This window comes from Streptomyces sp. C (assembly GCF_000158895.1).
In the GTDB taxonomy this organism is placed as follows: Bacteria; Actinomycetota; Actinomycetes; order Streptomycetales; family Streptomycetaceae; genus Streptomyces; species Streptomyces racemochromogenes.
On the sequence record NZ_GG657751.1, the window covers coordinates 593,885 to 612,860 of the forward strand.

Below are 18,976 nucleotides of genomic sequence, written 5' to 3' on the forward strand. Positions count from 1 at the left end.
GCCTCTGACCTGCTTCATTCTCCGAGTGCGAACGACGCCCTCTCTTGCCACTTCACCCCGTCGTGCACCATGAGTTCAACCGACGCGACGTGAGACGTGAACGGGAGCCTGCCGGCGAGGTCGGCCTCGATCTCCTCCAGGACGGCGTCTTCCTGACCCTGAGCGATGGTCAGGTGCGGCACGATCTCGGCAAACCGGCCGCCATACGGCGGAGCCTCAGGCCAACGATCAGCGATCGCCTCCGTGAGCTGCCGCAACTGCGTGTCAGGCTCGGGGACGAGATACAGCACTTCCGGGAGCCGTCCACATCTCTCGAACCGCAGGTCAAAGGCCTGGTGGCTGCCCAGCACGTCCGCGAGAGCGGAGTGGACGAGCGCATCTATTCGGCTCTCATCGAGGAACGGGAAGAGCACGGTGACGTGGGCTGGAACCCCGGCCTGGGCTGAGGGGTCGAGCCGTTCACGCCACCCGCGGACGGATGGCTCCGCCTCCGGGATCCGGACGATGAGCCCCGTCTGGCCCGCCTGAAACGTACTGGTGCTGTCATCTGCCATGACACCGCATGGTGTCACCTCTGTCGCAGACAGCACGGCTCCTTTTCCGCCGAACGATCACGACCGATCTCCGAAGCCGGTCGACGAGCGGGACGACCAAGGTGCTGCCGCTATTTCCCGTGAACATCCAGAGTGCCGATGATCACTGAACGCCGCCGGAACCCACGAACAAACGCTGTCGGTTGATGTGAACGAAGCCATGCGCCAGTGGGCAACGAGGCGGTTCAGGTCGAGCGGCTCCAGGGAGCTCTTCAACTCCCACGGCAGTGCCTCGCGCAGCTTCGCCAGAGTGTTCACGACGGCCCGGTACTTGTCGGGGTAGTGCTTCGTCTGGTGGGCGACCAGCTCCTCCATGACCATCCACGGCACGGCCACCTTGTGATGGCCGGACTGCCGCAACTTGCGGATGATGTCGGCCCGAAGACCGGACGGCGGGAGAAGGTTCACCGCATTCGTATCAAAGATGATCAACCGTGCCTCCGTAGCATTCACCGGGCATCATCTCGTGCGGCTCCGCACCAGTCGTAGGCCGTACCTCGATCCGGAGGGGTTGCACCGGAAGGGGGCTGGAGAGGTGTCTGCACGGGTGCACTAGGCGGGGGACCGCAGGTGTGACCGTAGGTGGGACCCCCCGAATCTGGTGATCTTGCATTCGTACAGGTCAGATGCCGTGGGCAAGCCCCCTTCGGAAAACGACACCTCTTTGTCCGCGATAGCCGGAGGAAGAGGTCTGTCTCGTGTCCGGGGGCCAGCGCCGCCGCAGGGGTACATGTACCGGTATGGCTCGGATCCGGTGGCCCCTCGTCGTGGAACGGGCAGGGGAGATCGTGGACGGGTACGCGCCGCTCAAGGTCACGCTGCGCCATGATGTACCGGCTTGCGGCCGAGGGCGTTCTGCCGCAATTCCGTCCTTGTGCCGCACACCGGCCTGCGTCCCGCCTACTCCGCCGGCCCCTCGTATGGACGACCCTCCCGGGCGCGTACCGTGCCGGTCCCGGCTGTGGCGGCGGACCCTGGAAGCAGGGCATGACGAAGGAGGCCCTGGGGTGACGCTGTACCCGCCGGTGGCGCCGATGCTGGCGCAGGCCGCAGAGGAGATCCCGCCCGTACGCCCACATGCTCCGGTCGCGTACGAGCAGAAGTTCGACGGCCACCGCGCGCTGTTGTTCACCCCCGCCGAGGCGGGAGGCCGGGTCCAGTTGCAGACCCGCCGCGGATCGCTGATCCAGGACCGGTTCCCGGATCTGGTCGCGGCCGCCGAGCAGCTCCCCGGCGGCCTGGTCCTCGATGGCGAGCTGCTGGTGTGGGATGCCGAGGCCGGGCGACTGTCATTCGAGGGGTTGCAGCGGCGGGCCGCCGCCCGCGCCCGCACCGCGCCCGCTCTCGCGGCGCGCCTGCCCACCTTCTTCGTGGCCTTCGACGTTCTCCAGGTGGACGGCGCCACCGAGCTGCTGACCCTGCCCTATAGGGAGCGCAGGCGCCGGCTGGAGGTCCTGTTCGCGGCCCGTGGGCTGACCGCGCCGTGGACGCTGTGTCCGATGACCACCGACGTCGCCGAGGCCCGGGAGTGGCTGGAGTCGTGGACGGAGGTGCCTGGTCTCGAAGGGGTTGTGGTCAAGGGCATGTCCCAGCCCTACCGGCCCTCGGTCCGCGGCTGGACGAAGGTACGCCGCCGCGACACCACCGAAGGGATCGTCGGCGCCGTCACCGGCACCCTGGCCCGCCCGCAGCTGCTCGTCCTCGGCCGCCGCGACGAGGCGGGCCGCCTGCACGCGATCGGCCGCACCGTCCCCCTGGCTCCGGAGGTCTCCCGGTCGGTCGGTGAGCACCTGGCTCCGGCCGGGGAAAGGCATCCGTGGACGGGGGTGCGGTTCGCCTCGGCGTGGGGGACCCGTGACGTCCTGGACGTCACCCTCGTCCGCCCGCACCTCGTGGCGGAGGTCAGCGCCGATACCTCGATCGACAGGGGCGGCGTCTTCCGCCACCCGATGCGATTCCAGCGGCTGCGCCTGGACGTGAGTGCTGAGGACGTGGCTGGGTTCGGGGAGGGGCGCACTGCGGCTGCCGGGTGAAGCCGGCCCCTGCCATTTCGCTCTCCTGGGTCCTGGACCTAACCTCAGCCCCTGCCCGGGCGTTGTTCTGCGGCACGGCCGGGGCGGCCTGTCGTTGGGCACGGGTGACCGATCCGATCTTCCCCACCGGCAACGTCAGGCCCCTGTGGCCGATGGCCGCCGCGCCCGCTTGCCATCTGTGCCCGGCCGACGGCCGGGCCCCCGCCGATCCAGCTTTCACTGTCACCTTCCGTCCCGCTTCGGGGCCGTCCCGCCGAGTGGGTCTGTGTGCGTACTGCCAGGTCGGCAGGCCCGGCCGAGAACGGGACGAGCTCGGTCCTGCGGATGTTGCCTGGAGAGCGCTCGAACGCGACGCGACGCGTCTGCTCACCGCGCATGAACAAGGGCACTGGACCCCGTCGGACGGTGAGGCGGAGTTCGCCGCAGGTCTCGCGCGGATGCCGTGGACGGAGGAGTCGATGCGCACGGCTGTCCGCGAGGCCAGCAACATCGTCTACGCCGGCCGCCTGCTCCGGGCCCTGGACAACAACGCGATCGTCGTCCTGCGCCACGTTCCCCCCGACGACCGTGCGCTGCACTCGCTGCGCCGCCTGGTCGATGTCCTGGCCACCGAGTGGGAGAGGCCCCCGGGAGGACATTCGCCGGACGCCGCGTGACCCCTCCATGCCGCTCCTCGGCGGATCGGGTGCCGCACGTCCCTGCGGCCCCGCTCCACACAGCCCGGCCCCGGTGTCCTCGGCCCCCCGGTGGGGTCGTCGGCAAACGAGTGCACCGCGGGCGGCCGGCGCGGCTGCGTCCGTGCGATGGGGAAGCGATGGACGGTGATGCCGGGATCGGCCCGGCACGCCGTGAGAGAGGAAACGGACGATGGAGCAGTCCGAGCTGGAGAGCAAGGTGCACGCGCTGGAGACGTCTTTGGCCGTCCAGGAGGCGACCATGGCCGGCGCGCAGGCCACGCAGGCGGCGACGCAGGCGGGGATGACCTCGACGTTCGGTGCCACGCAGGCGGGCACGTGGTCGGTGATGGCCGTCGGCAGTGTCGCGCTGGTGGTGGGGATCTTCCTCGGCCTGGCCATCGCCAAGGATTGACGGCCCCTCCCGCCCTACCGGGAGCCGCCGTCTGGTTCTGCGCCGCCCTCTGCCCGGCCTCACGGCCGGTAGGGGGCGGTCCGCTGTGGAGTGGCCGGGCTCGGGCAGCCGGCCCCGGTGTTCACCTCACCCGATGAACGTTCCCCCGGGCGAGCGGGTGAAGACCGCAGTGGGCTTGGTATCACCCGTTTGCGGATCCGCCGCCTGCACGAGGAACCCCGGCCCGCTGGTAGGCGAGCCCGACGTCCTTCGGCCGCGGGTCAGGAGTGGTTGTCGTAGTGGTCACGGCTTCCCGACTTGGCCAGCCCTCGGCTGATCATGTACCCGAAGGTGAGGATCACGATGTACAGCCAGGCCCTGTCGGCGCGGAAGTAGTCGAGGTGGCCCTCTTCGGTGCCTACCAGCATGGAGGCGATCAGGACCGCGATCACGCAGGCGATGTAGACGAAGAACTCCGTCGTCTTCAAGGCCGACTTCGTCTCGGTCGACAGGCGGCGTGTCCCGTGTCCGGAAACCTCGGCACTGGAGGTCCGGCGACCTTGGGGGGTGCCGCCCGGGTTCGCGTTGGTCATGGCAGGTGTCCAATCCTTGCGCGGAGCACGTGGTGCGCTCTACGGGTCGGGATCGCGTCAAGATCGACGCCGTCCCACCCGGCGACTACCCGGAAACGGGCGAGTAAACGTCACGTAAAGGATAAATCGATCCGGTAGGCCTCCGAACCCGGCTTGCCTGGTCCCCCCACCTTGAAGTTCACAAGCCGACGACACGCTGCGACCTGCGGGCGATGGGGGATCAATGGTGCCCAGCATCCTCGGGGCGGCTACGGCAACGGCCCACCGAGCCTGGTGTGGGGGAGCGCGACGCCGTGTGTGGTTGTCCATCAGGCCGTATGGCTTGTCCCATGCCTCGGTTGCTTGGTCTGAGCTGGTCACGGCCGCGTAGATGAGTCTGTGTCTAGGCTCGATGGCTTGATCCAGCCGGATGGGGGTAGGCGGGATCTGTGTCCTGTGCGTCGTCTGACCTGCTGTCCCGAGTTCGGCATGCCTTGGTCCAGGTGGGGTTCCAAGTGGTTGGCGAGGCCGGAGAAGACAGTGGGCCTGGGCTTGTGGTGACGGCGGTGCCGGCCGGGGTGCTGGTGAGGTGGGCGGCCTCCGATGGGTTCGCCTCACTAGCGAAGGGCCAGCCCAGCGCCTCGGGCGGTTTGCAGGTGATCGTGCATGCTGCGGTTTCGGGGCTGTTGGTCCAGCTGGGATACAGCGTCAAGGAATCCGCGGACGGCGGTCAACTGCTAGTTCTGGCGGATGAGTAGGGCAGTCCCCGTGACTATGTCTGACCCGCGGTGCCGCCCATCGTTTGACCACGGGGTGGGTCAGCTGCGGTACGGGCGCCGTGCCGCTGATGAGGATCTGTGAACTTGGCTGTGGCCCACATTTCGTGACGGTCACGGTTGGCTTTGTCCGCGCCTCGGACCGGGCGCGGACGGTCCTGAGCCCCCACACATCAGCAGCGACTGGCCCAGCAGTTCGAGCCGGCCAGAGGTCTTCGAAAAGCAAGTAGGTGGCCAGCGCCCGCAGCCGGGGATCGTGCGGCAGGTCGGACGCGGTTCAGCCCCCGTACTGCGCCCGCCGCGAGGCCTTTCACCCCTCGCACAAGATGGCTCGCCCCGACCCCGTTATGGCACGTGTGAGCGAGACCCTTCACGCAGGAGTCGGTCTTCGAGGGAGCCCATGTGGCGACCTGCGCCAGACACGCGGGCGTGAGCCGTCCGGTGAGCCCTCCGGATCGGCCGGCCTTGGGTGGGCCCCGGCCAGTCCGGCGGGCATCGATCCTTCGTTGAGGCGGTCGAGCAGGTCGTGCAGGCGGTCGGTGACGGTAGCGCCGCCCGCATCCGAGCCCTGCTGGCCGATCTGGCTGCCGTCGCGGGACACCCCGACCCTGCTGTACCTGCGAGAGGCGAGAGCGGCTGGACTCGCTGCCGTGACCTGGGGCCGGTCGGGTGCTCACGGCCGGCCGGGCAGCGATGCGGCCGACAGCTCCAGCGCGGCCCTGGCAATGAAGCGACGGGCGTGCTCCGGGTTGAGGGCTTGGGCTTGGAGGTGGTCGTACAGGGTGCTGTAGTGCTGAACGTCGGATCGCTTCTCCAGGTAGAGGTCGCTGGTGAACCGTTCCAGATACACCGTCCCCGTGGCGGCGTCGGGGAAGTCGAGGATGGAGAACTGTCCCGAGAGGCCCGGGTGGGCTCCCGTACTGTGCGGGAGCACCTGCACGGTGATGTGCGGCTGGGTGCCGAGGTGGTTGAGGTACTCGAGCTGTTCGCGCATGACCTTGGGGCTGCCGACCACGCGGCGCAGTGCGGATTCGTCCAGCACGACCCATAAGCGGAAAGGGCGGGCCGGGTGGTGGGCCCGGGACTGGCGGCGCAGCCGGACATCGTGACGCACGGCGATCTGTTCGGGGGTGGCCAGAGGGATCGTTTCCTCGATGACGGCCCGGGCGTAGGCCGGTGTCTGCAGCAGGCCCGGGATCACCAGGGGCTCGTAGGAGCGGATCGAGGAGGCTTCCGTCTCCAGGCCGATGTAGACGGCGTACGGGACCTCTCCACAGGCCACCCACCAGCCCTGCCGGTCCGCTTCCCTGGCCATCTGCATCAACGACTCGACGACCCGCGGGTCGTCGACCTGGTAGAGGGCGCACAGGTCCCGCACATCGCGAGGCTTGATGGCGCGGCGGCCGTTCTCCATATGGCTGATCTTGGGCTGGGAGATCAACAGATGCTCGGCCACCTGCGTACTGGTCAGACCGCTGGCTAGACGGAGCCGGCGCAGCTCCGTGCCCAGCCGCCGTCGTCTGACGGTGGGGTTTCCGTGCACCGCCACGGCGGTCTACCTCCGGCTCGGGACTGGTCTGTCAGCCGCGCGGGAATGCCACGGCCGGGCGGACGTATTCGCCGCGCAGTGACGATCAAGGGGCCTGCTGGCGAGTGTCATCGCGCGCGAACGCAGCTGCGTGCACAGCTTGGGCAGGAGTCACCCGGATGCCATGCCCTTCAACCTATCTGCCGGAAAAGCCGGATTACCCGAGAATCTCAGCGTCAAGGGCTGCACCAGGGCCCTCAGACGCGACTCCTGCCGTCCGAGGTCAATACCGCCGGTGACGGCTGCAAGATGTCCTAAGGCCGAGTAGGGGCGCGTGATTCGTACGGGGATCCGTGACGTCCTGGACGCGGTCCAGGTCCGGCCGGAGCTGGCTTGGGAGGCTTCCGAACCGTCGGCGGCGGTTCGCGCTACCAGGGGACGCGGGTGCGGACGGTTTTGCCGCCGCCAGGTGTCGGCTCGATGTGTACGTTGGTGGCGAGCTGGTTGATCAGGATCCATCCCCATCCGCCGGTGCCGTCAGTGTGGGGCGGGCGCGGCTGAGGGCGGTCTGGGCTGGTATCGGCGACGGCGATGGCGATGTCCTCGCCGTCCAGTGCGAGGTGGAGGGTGCAGGGTCCATTCGTATGCCGGATCGCGTTGGCGACGAGCTCGCCGACGACCAGGAGCACGATATCGGCGCTTCCCTGGTGGCGGGGAGGCCGGGCACGCGCGGCGTCGGTGAGGAAGCCGCGGGTCGCTTCACGCGCCGAGGCGGCGGCTCCATCGACGGCCGGCAGCCCCTGATCAAGCACGGGCGTCTGCATGGCACCTCCTTCCCTCGCCCCGCGCCTGCCCACCCTGATGGCCCGGATGCGGGCGAACCGGCATCAGGGCCCCCGCACCGCACACCGGCCCGACCGGTCAGCAGGCCGTGCCCCGGACAACGAGGCTGACCGCCCGCGGCGGCCGCGACTTGCTATGGCCGGGTCTCCGGACAGGTGCTTGGAGCGCTCGTCTTGTCCCGGGCCGGGGCATTGACCACGTTGCTAAACCGGCGGCGGTTTTAGGGGAAGATCGTTTCGCCGGTGAATTGAGCCACCCACCCGGGTGAGTTGGCGGCCCGCGCCATGTCCAGACACTGGCTTGGCGCGCTACACCCACCCATGTGATCAAGAATCTGATGCTGCGTGGCATGCCCGCGCTCGCTCTCGCCGCCTTGCCCCTGCTCACCGCCGCTCCCACATCCCACGCCGACCACCGCCCGGCCGCCGCGCCTGCCTCGACCCCGGCGGCAGCGGGTGCTTCCGGTGCGTTGGGGGTGCGGGCGCCCTTGCCGTTGTTCGAGGCCATCGACCGGATCACGGTCGCCGAGGAGCAGCGTGAGGGTTACACGCGGAGTCTGTACAAGCACTGGAACCGCGGCCTCGACGCCACCGACGGATGCGACACCCGCCGAGAGGTGATCCTCTCCGAAGCCCTGGAGGCCCCACAGGTGACAGCCGGCTGCAAGATGTCAGGCGGCCTGTGGCTGAGCCCTTACGACGACGTCACGATGACCGACGCAGCAGGCATCGACGTTGATCATTTCGTCCCACTAGCTGAAGTTCACGACTCGGGCGGCTACGGGTGGGACGCGGCCCGTCGTGAGGCGTACGCGAACGACCAGGCCTCCCCGGACACGCTGATCGCGGTGACGGCGAAGTCGAACCGCTCCAAGGCGGACAAGGACCCGGCGCAATGGCTCCCGCCGGCCGCCGGCTACCACTGCCAGTACGCCGCGACATGGGTGGGAACCAAGCTGCGCTGGGACCTGGCCGCGGACGAGGCCGAGCGGCAGGCGCTGCTGGGTCTGGCGGAGGACTGCCCCGACACCACCGTCGTCTATGAGCCCGCCCCCTGACCGGCCCTACCCCTGAGGGATCTCCGACGGTGTGGGTGGAGGCGGAGTCCGCGGACCTGGTTCTGCAGGGCGAAGAGGCCGACGAGTTACTTGCCGCCCTGGTCGACCAAACGGAGTGAGTAGCCGGCCACAAGGCGGGGATCCCCGCGCACGAGCGGGTGATCCGCATCCCGGCCCGGATGGTGCCGATCCTGAGGGCATGCGATGCCGCTGAACGCGCAGCAGCTGTACGGCCCCACGTTCACTGAGCTCCTGGCCGCCACCGAGCGCACGGCCGTGCATCCGGAGATGCGCGACAGCTTGCGCCCGCTTCCTCGCCCAGCAGACCGAGGACCAAGAGCACGACGGCAGCCAGGCCCTGTCCGCCCCGCCGCACACCCCCGCGAGACCGCCACGGTGAGGTTTTAATGAGCAGCAGACACCTGGTCCTGCACGACTTGTCCGGGTTCCTCGAAGGTGAACTTCCCCCTCGACCGAGGCACCCAAGAACGCCTGGCCAAGGCAGTCCTCGGCTGGACCGGCGGGACCCGGCTGCGGCCGACGGAGCCGCCTCGGCTGACTCCCCCAGGGCTGTCAGCAGCCGGCCCGCGACTGTGCGGCGGGTGGGCTAAGACTGCAGGTGCCGCTGGCCCGGTCGCGGCACACCATAGGCTTCGCGCCACCGAAGCCCCGGTTGGCACCTGACCGGCCCTGCCCCGGGCCTGCCGCCGGCGGGCAGCTGCCTGAGCCGCTCCTGGCGGAACTGTTCCGGCGCCTCTGCCGGCCCTGTACTTCGAGGGGGGCGCATTCAGCTAGAAGATCAAGTCGAGTGCGCCCCCGCCGGGTGATCCCGCGGGTTGAGTGATCTTGGATTGTCAGCGTCATCGTCGTGTCTCAGTCGCTTCCTTCCGGCCCGGAGCCGGTCCCCTTCGTCCTTCCTTCGCCCCGCCAGGCCAGTGAATCGTTTCGTCCGGTGTTGCTGGACCCGTCGCAGCCTCCCGGCGCCCAGGCCCTGTCCGTGCTGCGTGGCTCGCCCCTGGTGCGCGAGGTCCACGACCGCATCGAGGACCAGGTCGCCGAACTCGTGCGATGCCAGGCGCCCGGTGAGTCCTTCGGCCCGCAGGCTCTTGACCGGGCGGTCGCGCAGGTCGTGTCGGGCCGGCCCGACAGGTACGGCAGGTGGGCCTGATATCCGTGGTCGGGGCGCCTGGTCCATGTGTTGCCCGAGGCCGAGTTCCGCCTGGTCCGCACCGACCGCAACCGCGACAAGATCACCCGCGGGCAGCAGCAGGGCCTGTTGCGGCGCCGAATCGGCGTCATCGGCCTGTCGGTGGGCAGCAGCGCCGCACTGACCTGCGCCATGGAAGGCGTCGGCGGCGCCTTCCGGCTGGCCGACTTCGACCGGCTCGGCCTGTCGAACCTCAACCGGCTGCGCGCCGGCGTCCATGAACTCGGTCTGGAGAAGAGCGTGCTGTGCGCCCGGCGCATGTATGAGCTCGACCCCTACCTGGACATCGAGGTCCACCGGGACGGGGTGAACGAGGACAACGTCGAGGACTTCTTCGGCGACCAGGACCACGGCCTGGACCTGCTCGTCGAGGAATGCGACACACCCTGGGTCAAGGTCGCCGCCCGCGAGCACGCGCGCCACCGGCGGGTCCCGGTCCTGATGGACACCAACGACCGGGGCGTCCTCGACATCGAGCGTTTCGACCTCGAAGGGGACCGCCCGCTCTTCCACGGCCGCATCGGGGACACGACCGCCGCCGACGTGGCGGGCCTGGACCGGGAGGAAGCCATCCGCTTCCTGCTCAGAATCGTCGACGAGCAGCGGCTGAGCCCCGCCATGAGCGACGCCCTCACCCGTGTCGGCCGCACCCTGGCCAGCTGGCCCCAGTTGGCCAGCGGCGTCATGCTCGGCGCGGCCCTCGTCACAGACACTGCCCGCCGCATCCTGCTCGGCGAACCCCTGCCCTCGGGCCGCCACTGGGTCGACCTCGATGCCCTCATCCCCGCCACGGCTGCCGCGCCGGTACCGAGCGGAGCCGCCTTGTGAACCGCATCCCCGAACTGCGCGGCGAGCACCTGCGGCTGCGGGAACTGCACGCGGGCGACCACGACGCCTTCGCGAAAATCCTCACCCACCGCGTCCTCACCCGCTACCTGGGCATCGACCGCATGGACACCGCCCAAGCCCACGACACCTTCGCCCAATACCTCGCCCAGCCCCACACCCACCCGCGCCGCAAATACACCCTCGCCGTCTGCGCCCCCGACGACGACACCCTCGTCGGCACCATGGGACTGCTCGTCGAGGACTACGGCAGCAACGCCATGCTCACCAGCCTCGTCCTGCTGCCCGGCGCCCCTGTACGCGGCCACGGCCACGAAGCGGGCCGCCTGCTGATGGCCTACGGCTTCGGACACCTGGGCCTGCACCGCATCTGGGCCGGCCACCGCACCGACCACCACCGCATGGCCCAGGTGATGCACGCCGCCGGCCTGCGCCGCGAGGCCACCCTTCGCCAGCTGTTCCGCACCCAGGGCTGCTGGCACGATGTCACCACCTACGCCGCTGTCGCCCCCGAGTGGAAACGCCAAGCCACCGACACCGAACTCGCCATCCTCGACAGCCCGCTCCGGCTCCTCGAGCGGGCCTCTCGGTGACGGCCTACCACGCCGGAGCCGAGCTTCGCCAAGCTCGCCGCACGCTGGGCCGGCACCAGCCGGGCCGTACCCGGCCGGGCGGATCAGGAGTGGACGATCCCCGCCCGCCGCTACCCCTGGCCGGGGCGCTGACCGCGCGGTGCGGGCACCGCCCCCACCGCCACCCGCACCGCACCCCCAAGGTCGGGTCCGTCTTCACACCCCCCGCCACGCCCCGTAACCGCACCGCACTGCGCCTCTCCCTGCACAGTGACCTGACCGACCAGGACGTCGAACGCATCATCCACGCCGCCGAAGCCGTCCGCCCTTTCTGCCTAACACCCCGCACGCCCACCACCTGACCCTGGGAGCTGGACGTCATGTTCATGACCTTCCATTCGGGACGTCGCTGCGTTGGGGCGGGGCGCAAATTGCCTACATATGCGCGCGCAGCGGTAGTGGGGCGGCCAGATGCTGTCGGGCGCCGATCGAGAAGGGGGTTGGCTGCCAGGTGAGCCTGCTCACGGATGATTTCGGCCTGGTGGCGGGATGTTGTTCTATCGCTGTGTGTAGTTGATCGGGTTCTCTTTGATGTGTGGGGTATGGCCGCAGAGCCGGGCCCCGACCGGACACGTTCAAGGGATGTTCTTGTGACAAGCACCGAAATGAACTCAGGCATCGTCGCCGAGGAGGCACAGCAGATTCCGGCGTTGGTACCGGTGGATGTGACGCCTGCCGCTGTCGAGGCCCGTGACAAGTTGCTGGCCGCTATCGGGGCCGAGGCGGAGCTCGTCGCCGAGAAGTCTGCCGGCCAGGCGTCGGCCGCGCTGGCGGAACTTGCCCGGGCCTACGCCTTGATGACGGGGGGTGGCACGGTGGCGGGTGGGTTCGCGCCGGTGTCCAGCCGCGGCGTTTATGCCCATGGTTTCGACCGGCCCTCGCCGATTCAGCCGACGGCCGTCGTTCCCGTCGTCGAGTGATGACGCGTCGCTCTCGGTTGGGATGACGGAGTGCCGTGGTTCGCTGCGCCTGCCGCCCGCAGCGGGCGGTCAGCACAAGTTGGTCCCGGTGGTGCCCTCCGCGAAGGCGTGACGACGGGGCGCGGGCGGATGTGGCGGGGCCGGCTGGGGTGGATTGCGCCGGCCGGGCCCCTCTGTGCGTGGACCCCCTGGTCGTCCTGCCACCGCCCGCACACCGGGCTGGGGTTGCCCGGCGTGCCGTCGGTGCCGGGGGGGCGCCAACCCGGTCAGGCCGCGATGACGGGGAAGAGGGTATCGGCGCCGGTCATTTCAGCGGGCACAGGACTTGGGGCTGCGGGCGACGCAGGCTGATGTACCGACAGTGGTCGGTCGCGGTCTGGCGGGCGATGATGAGGGCGTGCAGCCCGGCGGAGTCACAGAAGGAGACCGGTCAGGTCGATGACGATCTCGTCCGGCCCGCCGGGCTGGGTGATCGCCGCGTGCTGGGCGTCGCGCAGCATCGGGGAGGCCGATGTCCATCTCACCGCCGACGTGCACGACCAGGCGCCGCCCGTCACCGTCCACCCAGACGTCCGGCTCGCTCCCTTCCCGATCTTCCATGCCCCCATGATCGCGCAGGCGGAGACCCCAATCGCCAGCCGGTGTGACGCTACGCCCATCTCAAAGGCCGATCTCATGGCGGATATCCGACCACAGCCGATCCGGAATCGCTCGGAGCTGGCCGCGCTTGGCGACCTCGTGGTGACCGCGCCCGTGCACGCCCCCGCTGCGGTTCGGGAGCGGATCGCGGCGGCGGCGGACACCCTCGAGCAAGCCGGCCGCGCGCGCCGGCGAACGCTCGTTGGAAGGCCGGGCGCGAGCTGGATGGCGGGCGTCGGCCTTAGCGTTCAGGATGCCATCACCGCGTGACTCCTCCTGGCGACGGAATCCGCCGGGCCCCCGCTGCCGTGGTGCTGTCCACTGCCGAGAGTGCCTGTCCTCTGGCACTGGATCTGGACCGTCTGTCACCGAAGCTGGACTGATCGACGGTGCCCCGGCCCGGCCCCTGGAGCGGGGCGGTCCGGGGCACCGGTGGGGCGGATCAGGTCCCGAGGTATTCCAGGAGCCAGCTGATCGGTACGTCGTCCGCCGAGTCTGCGGGTCCCATCTTCATGCGGCCGATGAGGATCTTCTGGGTTCCGGCGGGGAGCTTCTCTCCGAGGCGGTTGCCGTTGTCGGGGACGTTGCGGGGTGACACGCCGCCCCAGCTTCCGTTGGTGTAGATGCTCACGCCGAGTTTGGTGTCCGCCCAGGCGCAGCCGAAGCTGAGCCAGGTGTCGCCCCAGGGGCCGGCGTTGGGCGGGGGCACGGTCAGGATGATCGTGTGCTTGTAGTGAATGAGCGCGCCGGTCTCGGTGAACGCGAAACCGTGCGGGATCTGGTCGAGCTGGAAGCTGTTGGACACCAGTACTCCTTGCTCAGCAGGGGAGTGACACATCACACGGTATGAACAGGCAAGCCCGCTTTGTCACGTGCCAGGGTCAAACCCCCGGTTTGAGCGGACCTGAAGCACACCGGACGGCTTCCCTGCGTCGGTGGGCCTCCTCCTGCCTACTGTTCCCGCTGCGATATCCCCAGGCCCGGGCGGGGGGCCGACACGCCACCGCCAGCCGTCCGCGGCCCGCCGGCGTCAGCGGCACCCGCCGTCGTATTTTCCGGGGCCGGGGCCGGGGTCGGGGATCCGCTTCGAGTGATAGATCAGAAGCGCGCCGCGCCCTCTCGGCCATCGGGCCGGAAGTGTCGTTGTTGGAACATGTCTGACCTGGGACGCTTCGCTTCGGTCGGCAGGGAGCCGACCGGTGAGGAGAGGCATGTCTGAGATCACGCCCGAGGCCAAGGGGCCGGCTCCGGTAAGGCTGGAGGCGACGGCAGGCGAGGCCGTGCTGGTTCCCGCGTCGCAGGTACGGCCCGAGGACATCGGGACCCTGGCGATCGAGTACCGCGATGGGGTGCCCGTGATCGTCGTCAGCGGCGGGAAGTTCATCCCGGCGGGGATCTCCGTGGTGAACCAGGAGGGAGTCGCCGTCGCGCGTGTCACCGCCGCGCCCATCGACTCGGTGCTGGACGGCGGCGAGGACCTCCTCGCGGGCGGGAGCCTGGTCCTTGGCTATCAGGGGTGGCTCGCCGGAGCCCAGTTGGCCTATGACACCACCGAGCCAAAGTAACGGGACACTTCTCGCCGGCGCTCGCCGCTAGCCTGAAGGATCATTCCCGATCCGCCAGCAGGCGCGATGGTTCAATGATCATCGCGCCCGTGGAGGCAGCCGCCGGTTGCCACCGCGCGCGGGAGCTGCGGGCGTCAAGTCCGCGCGCCCTACGAGCGACTCGGCTACCCCTACGCCGGGCCGTACCGCAACGAGCCTGGCGGGCCCGTGCACGACCTTCTCGTGCTTCATCCGCCGATCCCTCCACCTCGACAGCAAGCTGGGCGAGAAGACCATCGACGCGCTCCTCGACATGGCCCTGCCGCCGTCCGCGAAACCCTCCGAGAGCTAGCCAGGAGAGACACCGGCCAGCTGCGCCCACCCTGGTGCAGCGTATGGTCCCGATGCTGAATCTGGCGTCCGGGCAAGCCTGTGTGCCTGGGCAAGCCACCTGTGAGGGCGGCTTGCCCAGGGCCGGCGGCCCGGCTACGCCATCGCGGCGGCCACGGTCTCCAGGACGACGAGCTGCTCCGGGTCGATGGGGACGCCGTCGGCCTGGCGCAGCGAGCGGAGCGTGGTGCCGTCGGCGCAGAGCCTGCACAACCCGGCCAGAGGGAACGGGGTGGCGCTGATGAGGGTGTGCGAGGAGGAGCTGTCGTAGACGGGCCGGTAGCAGCCGGGGCACGGCAGGCAGTCATCGACTGCGTCCCCGGCCGGGGCGTCCGGGCCGAGCAGCGGCACGATCCGCAGGAGGTTCTCCCCGGCCTCGGCCCACTGCGCCATCGGACGCTCTGCGGACCGCTCGAAGACGACGTCGTCGCCGTCTGGGCCTTCGCTGGTGCGGACCCAGGCCAGCGTGCCGACGCCTTGCTCGGGGTGGTTCGGGAGGAACGCCAGGACGGTCTTGGCGCCGGGCTCCTCGCTCACGCTGTAGACGTGCCCGCGCCCGGCCTTCAAGGCCGTGCCCATCTCGGTCAGGCCCTGGCCCTCGTCGTCGTTGCGCAGGCGCAGCTGCCACGACGCCGGGGCCCCGTCGATCTCGGCGGGGGAGGAGGTGATCAGGATGCCGTTGCCGGACCGGCGGACGTCCAGGTGCACCATCCCCAGGACGGAGTGGAACGCGGTGCCGAACCACTCCGTCGGCCGCCCGCCCTCACTACGCGGCGCGCGCGGCTTGTGCAGCTTGTGTCGTCCCATGCCCTGCCTCGCAAACGTGATCCGTGCACGGGCCGGATCGGTCCGCTGAACCCACAACCGCTGCCCGGCGGCCCAGGCACGCCACAGGCCCGGCCTCCACCCGTTCAGCGCACCTGGGCAAGCCTCCCCGGCCGGGAGGGCCGCCGGACTCATCCCGAGCTGCAGGAGGGGTGCACCGGAAGGGGGCTGGAGAGGTGTCTGCACGGGTGCACTAGGCGGGGGACCGCAGGTGTGACCGTAGGTGGGACCCCCCGAATCCGGTGATCTTCCATTCGCGCAGGTCAGAGCCCGTGGGCAAGCCCCCTTCGGAAAACGACACCTCTTACCTCGCGATAGCCGAGGGGAGAGGTCTATCCGTATCCCGGGGGCCGGCGGCCGCGCGCAGGGGTACATGTACCGGTATGGCGCGTGAACGGATCCGGTGGCCCCTCGTCGTGGAACGGGCGCGGCAGATTGTCGACGGGTACGCGCCGCTCAAGGTCACGTTGCGACAGGTGATGTACCGGCTCGCGGCCGAGGGCGTGCTGCCGCACACTCCGCCGATGTACCGTCGGCTGTCCGCGCAGCTAGCCCAGGCCCGCAGGGAGGGCCGCTTCCCCGACCTGATTGACACCGTCCGCGAAGTCCACGTCCCGCCGGCCTGGCCCGACGCGGACGCCTTCGTGCGGGAGATGCCCGCCTGGTTCCGGCTGGACCGCACGGCGGGCCAGGAGCACGCCCTGTACGTCGCGGCGGAGAAGGACACCCTCCGGCAGCAGTTGACCGGCTGGCTCGAGTTCGCGGGCATCCCCGTGCTCGTGGTCCGCGGCTTCAGCTCCCAGTCCTACGCTGACGTCGTCCGCGACCGCGTCGCCCACGAGCAACGCGGAGCCTGTCTACTCGTGGTCGGTGATTTCGACTGCTCCGGCGAGGACATCGAGCGGGACTGGGTGGAGCGCACGGGCTGCTGGAGCTCGGTGACCCGGGTGCTCCTCACCTACCAGCAGATGCGCGCCTACGGCCTCCCGGCGACCGAGGGCAAGCGCGGCGACCCGAGGTGGCCGGCCTTCGCCCGCCGCTACGGCTTCGACATCGAGCACCCGGTCCAGTGGGAAGTGGAGGCGCTGGAGCCGGACGAACTCCAGCGCCTGGTCCTCGCCGCCGTCGACCCGTACATCGACCGCGACGTCCTCGCCCAGCAGATCACCCGCGAGGAACAGCAGCGCCGCGCCCTGGAGGACTTCGCCGGGCGGTGGGGAGAGGCAGGGTGAGGAGCGGCCGGTAGGTGGTGTGGCCGGCGGCTCGGGCGAAGTGCGGTCCTGGCCTGGCGGGTCAGTGGCTCCTGATGGTGCCGCGTACCAGGGCGTAGGGGACCACGCAGAAGGCGCCGAGGTTGGTGGCGACGATCAGGGTGAGGAACAGCCAGTAGGCGAAGCCGTGGCCGTTGGAGGAGGCGAGGAGCCACCCGTACGTGAGGGCGGTGAGGATGCCGGTGAGGGCGAGTCCGGCCACCCAGCCCGTCTTGCTCAGCCCGAAGCCGAGGCCGATGTAGGCCCAGAACAGGGCGGGGCCGGCGACGGCCGCGATGGCCAGGAACACCGGGAAGTCGATGTCCCGGCCGCTCATGTAGTCCGTGAGCTCAGGCACCGAGATGAAGGCCAATAAGCCCATGTAGGCGACACCGAGTACGACGGCGACGATCGTGATCACGCGGGCGGCACGGGTGGCGGGAGGGGTGTTCGCGGCGTCGGTCATGAGGCGGTGGACTCCTTCTCCTACGACGGACAGGGCAGTCGGCCCCGCTCCGGTATAGCCGACTCAGACCACTGGGGCTGTGTGGTTGCCGGCAAGGCACCCCCGACCACGAAGAACCCGCCACCCGAAGCGGTGAAGCGGCCACATCACCGTCGGCACCGTCGGCCAGCCGCGCGGACTGGCGGGGATCAGCGAACGCTGTAGCCGAGGGCCGTCGAACAGACGACGCGCTCACCGAATGCCGAGGCCGAAGAGCCGGAGGCTGCTTGTGGTCCGGTGTTCTTGCGGTGGGCCGGGTCAGATTCCGAGCATATTGCCGATCGGTCCGAAGAGGCCGGTCAGGGCGGCTTCGGACACGTCGGTGCCGGGCCTGGGCGTGGGGGTCCACTTCACGATGGACCAGGTCTGGCCCTTGCCGCCCTTGGGCCTCCCGACCAGGTATCCGTCGGCGTCGGTCCAGTAGGTCTGCTCGGAGGGCACGGTCTTGCTGTCGGCGCCGTAGATGTAGGTTCCGTCGTAGGTCCATCCGTAGGTGGCCCCGGTGTAACGGATGGCTCCGCACCCGTGTACGCGGGTGGTGGAGTCGGCGGCGATGACCGGCGGCACGATGCCTTCCTTGGCGGCCGCTTCCAGGTAGGTGTCCAGGGCGGCGGCGATGCGCTGGTCCTCGTCGGTCTCGTAATGGGGGCTGGTGAAGCGGATGGCGCCCCCGGTGACCTTGCGGTAGGCGCACTGGGAGTGCCACGCGTGGAGGTTGTTATGGGGGGTGGCGGCCTGGGCTGCGGCGCGGCGCTCCAGGATTTCGGGCAGCAGGTTACTGGCGCGCACACGCACCTGATGGGCGCGCGGATCGCGCTCCAGGCGCTCGACCACTTCCATCATCTGCTTGTCGATCCCCTTCCGCAGCGCCTCCTGCTTCGCCGGGGAGTAGGTCCTCATCATCCTCTGCTGCTCGTAGTCGGACATCTGGCTGAGCTCCTTCATCTCCGCCAGGGTGAGGCCGGTTTCCTCCGCGATTCCCAGCCGGTAGGCGCGCAGGACGGTGAGGTCCGTGGCGCTGGGAGGATTGTCTTCGGCGGCCCATGCCTCCAGTTCGGCTTCCGCGCCGGCGCGGCCCTTTTCCCGCGCCTGGATCCACGGCTGACTGTCCCGTTCGGCGCGCCTGCGCTCCTGGATGGTCGGCCACTCGGCGGGGATGAGCGGGGCGAGGCGGTCGCGCAGGTCCGCGGGCATGTCGTCGAGCCGGTTGGTGAAGGCCCGGTTGGTGTCGAAGAGGTCGTCCATCTCGCGCTCGGTGCTGGCGTGCAGCCACACACAGTGGTCGCCGATGTTCTGATACTCGCCGACGGCGTGGCTGACGATCTGCTCGGAGCCGTTGTGCCACCACACAGTGGCGGGGCTGTTGTCGGCTTCGCCCAGCTCCAGGGTGGGCTTTCCAGTGACGTACTGGAGGTACTTGGTGCCCTCCTTGTGGTCGCTGACGTCGCTGGTGCGGCCCAGGCGCACACGTACGGCCCGGCCAGTCTCGTTGTTGACGATGGTGAAGTTGCCCTCGGGAATCGTAGACATGGCGCCAGTATCATGCTCCATCGTGCTCGGTTGATCACGCACCGTACATTTCGCGCCATGTACGTGAACCCTGCCTCTGACTGCTACCGGGCCTAGTCGCGCCGATATGGAGTGCGTGTGCGAGGCCCGGCCCGGTGTTCTCGGGCCGCCCCAAGCGAGCAGGAAGGAACGGTCGGTGATGGCTGGTCAGTGATCCTCAGTCGGCCCTGGCCCTCAGG

The 18,976-nt window shown here is 69.5% G+C and carries 21 protein-coding genes and 1 pseudogene; 13 read left to right on the forward strand and 9 right to left on the reverse strand.

What is annotated here, in order from left to right; genetic code table 11:
- Positions 1-14: 14 nt before the first annotated feature.
- A complete protein-coding gene (locus SSNG_RS36055) occupies positions 15-554 on the reverse strand; it encodes a 2'-5' RNA ligase family protein (RefSeq protein ID WP_007268927.1) in 540 nt (179 codons plus the stop codon).
- Between the two features lie 57 nt (positions 555-611).
- Positions 612-1,025: a hypothetical protein gene (locus SSNG_RS36060; RefSeq protein ID WP_042804698.1), complete on the reverse strand. Its 414-nt coding sequence runs from the start codon at positions 1,023-1,025 to the stop codon at positions 612-614.
- Positions 1,026-1,600: 575 nt separating this feature from the next.
- Between SSNG_RS36060 and SSNG_RS36065 the strand changes: the two genes are divergently transcribed.
- From SSNG_RS36065 to SSNG_RS36075, 3 genes are all read left to right on the forward strand, one after another.
- The gene (locus SSNG_RS36065; RefSeq protein ID WP_241695334.1) at positions 1,601-2,626 is read left to right on the forward strand and encodes an ATP-dependent DNA ligase; all 1,026 of its coding nucleotides are present in this window, start codon (positions 1,601-1,603) and stop codon (positions 2,624-2,626) included.
- A 458-nt stretch (positions 2,627-3,084) separates the two neighbouring features.
- Positions 3,085-3,282, forward strand: a complete 198-nt coding sequence (locus tag SSNG_RS36070) for a hypothetical protein (protein WP_129593432.1) — start codon at positions 3,085-3,087, stop codon at positions 3,280-3,282.
- 211 nt (positions 3,283-3,493) lie between these two features.
- Positions 3,494-3,715, forward strand: coding sequence for a hypothetical protein (locus SSNG_RS36075; protein ID WP_007268931.1), 222 nt, complete (start codon positions 3,494-3,496; stop codon positions 3,713-3,715).
- A gap of 260 nt (positions 3,716-3,975) precedes the next feature.
- Here the strand turns inward: SSNG_RS36075 and SSNG_RS36080 are convergent, their stop codons facing one another.
- The 3 genes from SSNG_RS36080 to SSNG_RS36095 all read right to left on the reverse strand — a co-directional run bounded on the left by SSNG_RS36080 (position 3,976) and on the right by SSNG_RS36095 (position 7,394).
- A complete protein-coding gene (locus tag SSNG_RS36080) occupies positions 3,976-4,287 on the reverse strand; it encodes a hypothetical protein (protein ID WP_007268932.1) in 312 nt (103 codons plus the stop codon).
- Between the two features lie 1,428 nt (positions 4,288-5,715).
- Positions 5,716-6,591: a helix-turn-helix transcriptional regulator gene (locus SSNG_RS36090; RefSeq protein ID WP_007268935.1), complete on the reverse strand. Its 876-nt coding sequence runs from the start codon at positions 6,589-6,591 to the stop codon at positions 5,716-5,718.
- A 407-nt stretch (positions 6,592-6,998) separates the two neighbouring features.
- Positions 6,999-7,394, reverse strand: a complete 396-nt coding sequence (locus tag SSNG_RS36095; RefSeq protein WP_042804701.1) for an ATP-binding protein — start codon at positions 7,392-7,394, stop codon at positions 6,999-7,001.
- Positions 7,395-7,735: 341 nt separating this feature from the next.
- On the opposite strand from SSNG_RS36095, the gene SSNG_RS36100 reads away from it, so the two are divergent.
- The 8 genes and pseudogenes from SSNG_RS36100 (at position 7,736) to SSNG_RS36130 (ending at position 12,984) form a co-directional block, all read left to right on the forward strand.
- Positions 7,736-8,470 carry an HNH endonuclease family protein gene (locus SSNG_RS36100; protein ID WP_347232520.1) on the forward strand — a complete coding sequence of 245 codons (735 nt, stop codon included), beginning with the start codon at positions 7,736-7,738 and terminating at the stop codon, positions 8,468-8,470.
- A pseudogene (locus tag SSNG_RS44565) lies at positions 8,467-8,718 on the forward strand (hypothetical protein). The gene SSNG_RS36100 and the pseudogene SSNG_RS44565 overlap by 4 nt, the downstream one beginning before the upstream one ends.
- A 704-nt stretch (positions 8,719-9,422) precedes the next feature.
- Entirely contained in the window at positions 9,423-9,638 is a 216-nt protein-coding gene (locus SSNG_RS43150; protein ID WP_050780069.1) for a hypothetical protein, read from the forward strand.
- A gap of 30 nt (positions 9,639-9,668) precedes the next feature.
- Positions 9,669-10,505, forward strand: coding sequence for a ThiF family adenylyltransferase (locus SSNG_RS36110; protein ID WP_206731431.1), 837 nt, complete (start codon positions 9,669-9,671; stop codon positions 10,503-10,505).
- Positions 10,502-11,116, forward strand: coding sequence for a GNAT family protein (locus tag SSNG_RS36115; RefSeq protein WP_007268940.1), 615 nt, complete (start codon positions 10,502-10,504; stop codon positions 11,114-11,116). The genes SSNG_RS36110 and SSNG_RS36115 overlap by 4 nt, the downstream gene beginning before the upstream one ends.
- Positions 11,117-11,205: 89 nt before the next feature.
- The gene (locus tag SSNG_RS36120; protein WP_042804702.1) at positions 11,206-11,457 is read left to right on the forward strand and encodes a hypothetical protein; all 252 of its coding nucleotides are present in this window, start codon (positions 11,206-11,208) and stop codon (positions 11,455-11,457) included.
- A gap of 288 nt (positions 11,458-11,745) precedes the next feature.
- Positions 11,746-12,075 carry a hypothetical protein gene (locus SSNG_RS36125; protein ID WP_007268942.1) on the forward strand — a complete coding sequence of 110 codons (330 nt, stop codon included), beginning with the start codon at positions 11,746-11,748 and terminating at the stop codon, positions 12,073-12,075.
- Positions 12,076-12,513: 438 nt separating this feature from the next.
- On the forward strand, positions 12,514-12,984 hold the full coding sequence (locus tag SSNG_RS36130) for a hypothetical protein (protein WP_007268943.1): 471 nt from the start codon (positions 12,514-12,516) through the stop codon (positions 12,982-12,984).
- A 172-nt stretch (positions 12,985-13,156) separates the two neighbouring features.
- Here SSNG_RS36130 and SSNG_RS36135 read toward each other — a convergent pair whose 3' ends face one another.
- Entirely contained in the window at positions 13,157-13,519 is a 363-nt protein-coding gene (locus SSNG_RS36135; RefSeq protein WP_042804704.1) for a hypothetical protein, read from the reverse strand.
- Between the two features lie 406 nt (positions 13,520-13,925).
- On the opposite strand from SSNG_RS36135, the gene SSNG_RS36140 reads away from it, so the two are divergent.
- A complete protein-coding gene (locus SSNG_RS36140; protein WP_042804705.1) occupies positions 13,926-14,279 on the forward strand; it encodes a hypothetical protein in 354 nt (117 codons plus the stop codon).
- Between the two features lie 465 nt (positions 14,280-14,744).
- Here the strand turns inward: SSNG_RS36140 and SSNG_RS36145 are convergent, their stop codons facing one another.
- A complete protein-coding gene (locus SSNG_RS36145; protein ID WP_007268947.1) occupies positions 14,745-15,455 on the reverse strand; it encodes a hypothetical protein in 711 nt (236 codons plus the stop codon).
- Positions 15,456-15,856: 401 nt separating this feature from the next.
- Here SSNG_RS36145 and SSNG_RS36150 point away from each other — a divergent pair, with 401 nt between their 5' ends.
- Positions 15,857-16,705 carry a hypothetical protein gene (locus SSNG_RS36150; RefSeq protein ID WP_007268948.1) on the forward strand — a complete coding sequence of 283 codons (849 nt, stop codon included), beginning with the start codon at positions 15,857-15,859 and terminating at the stop codon, positions 16,703-16,705.
- Positions 16,706-16,766: 61 nt separating this feature from the next.
- Here SSNG_RS36150 and SSNG_RS36155 read toward each other — a convergent pair whose 3' ends face one another.
- Both SSNG_RS36155 and SSNG_RS36160 read right to left on the reverse strand, forming a co-directional pair.
- Positions 16,767-17,189, reverse strand: coding sequence for a hypothetical protein (locus SSNG_RS36155; RefSeq protein ID WP_007268949.1), 423 nt, complete (start codon positions 17,187-17,189; stop codon positions 16,767-16,769).
- A gap of 297 nt (positions 17,190-17,486) precedes the next feature.
- On the reverse strand, positions 17,487-18,758 hold the full coding sequence (locus tag SSNG_RS36160) for a hypothetical protein (RefSeq protein WP_042804706.1): 1,272 nt from the start codon (positions 18,756-18,758) through the stop codon (positions 17,487-17,489).
- Positions 18,759-18,976 lie beyond the last annotated feature (218 nt).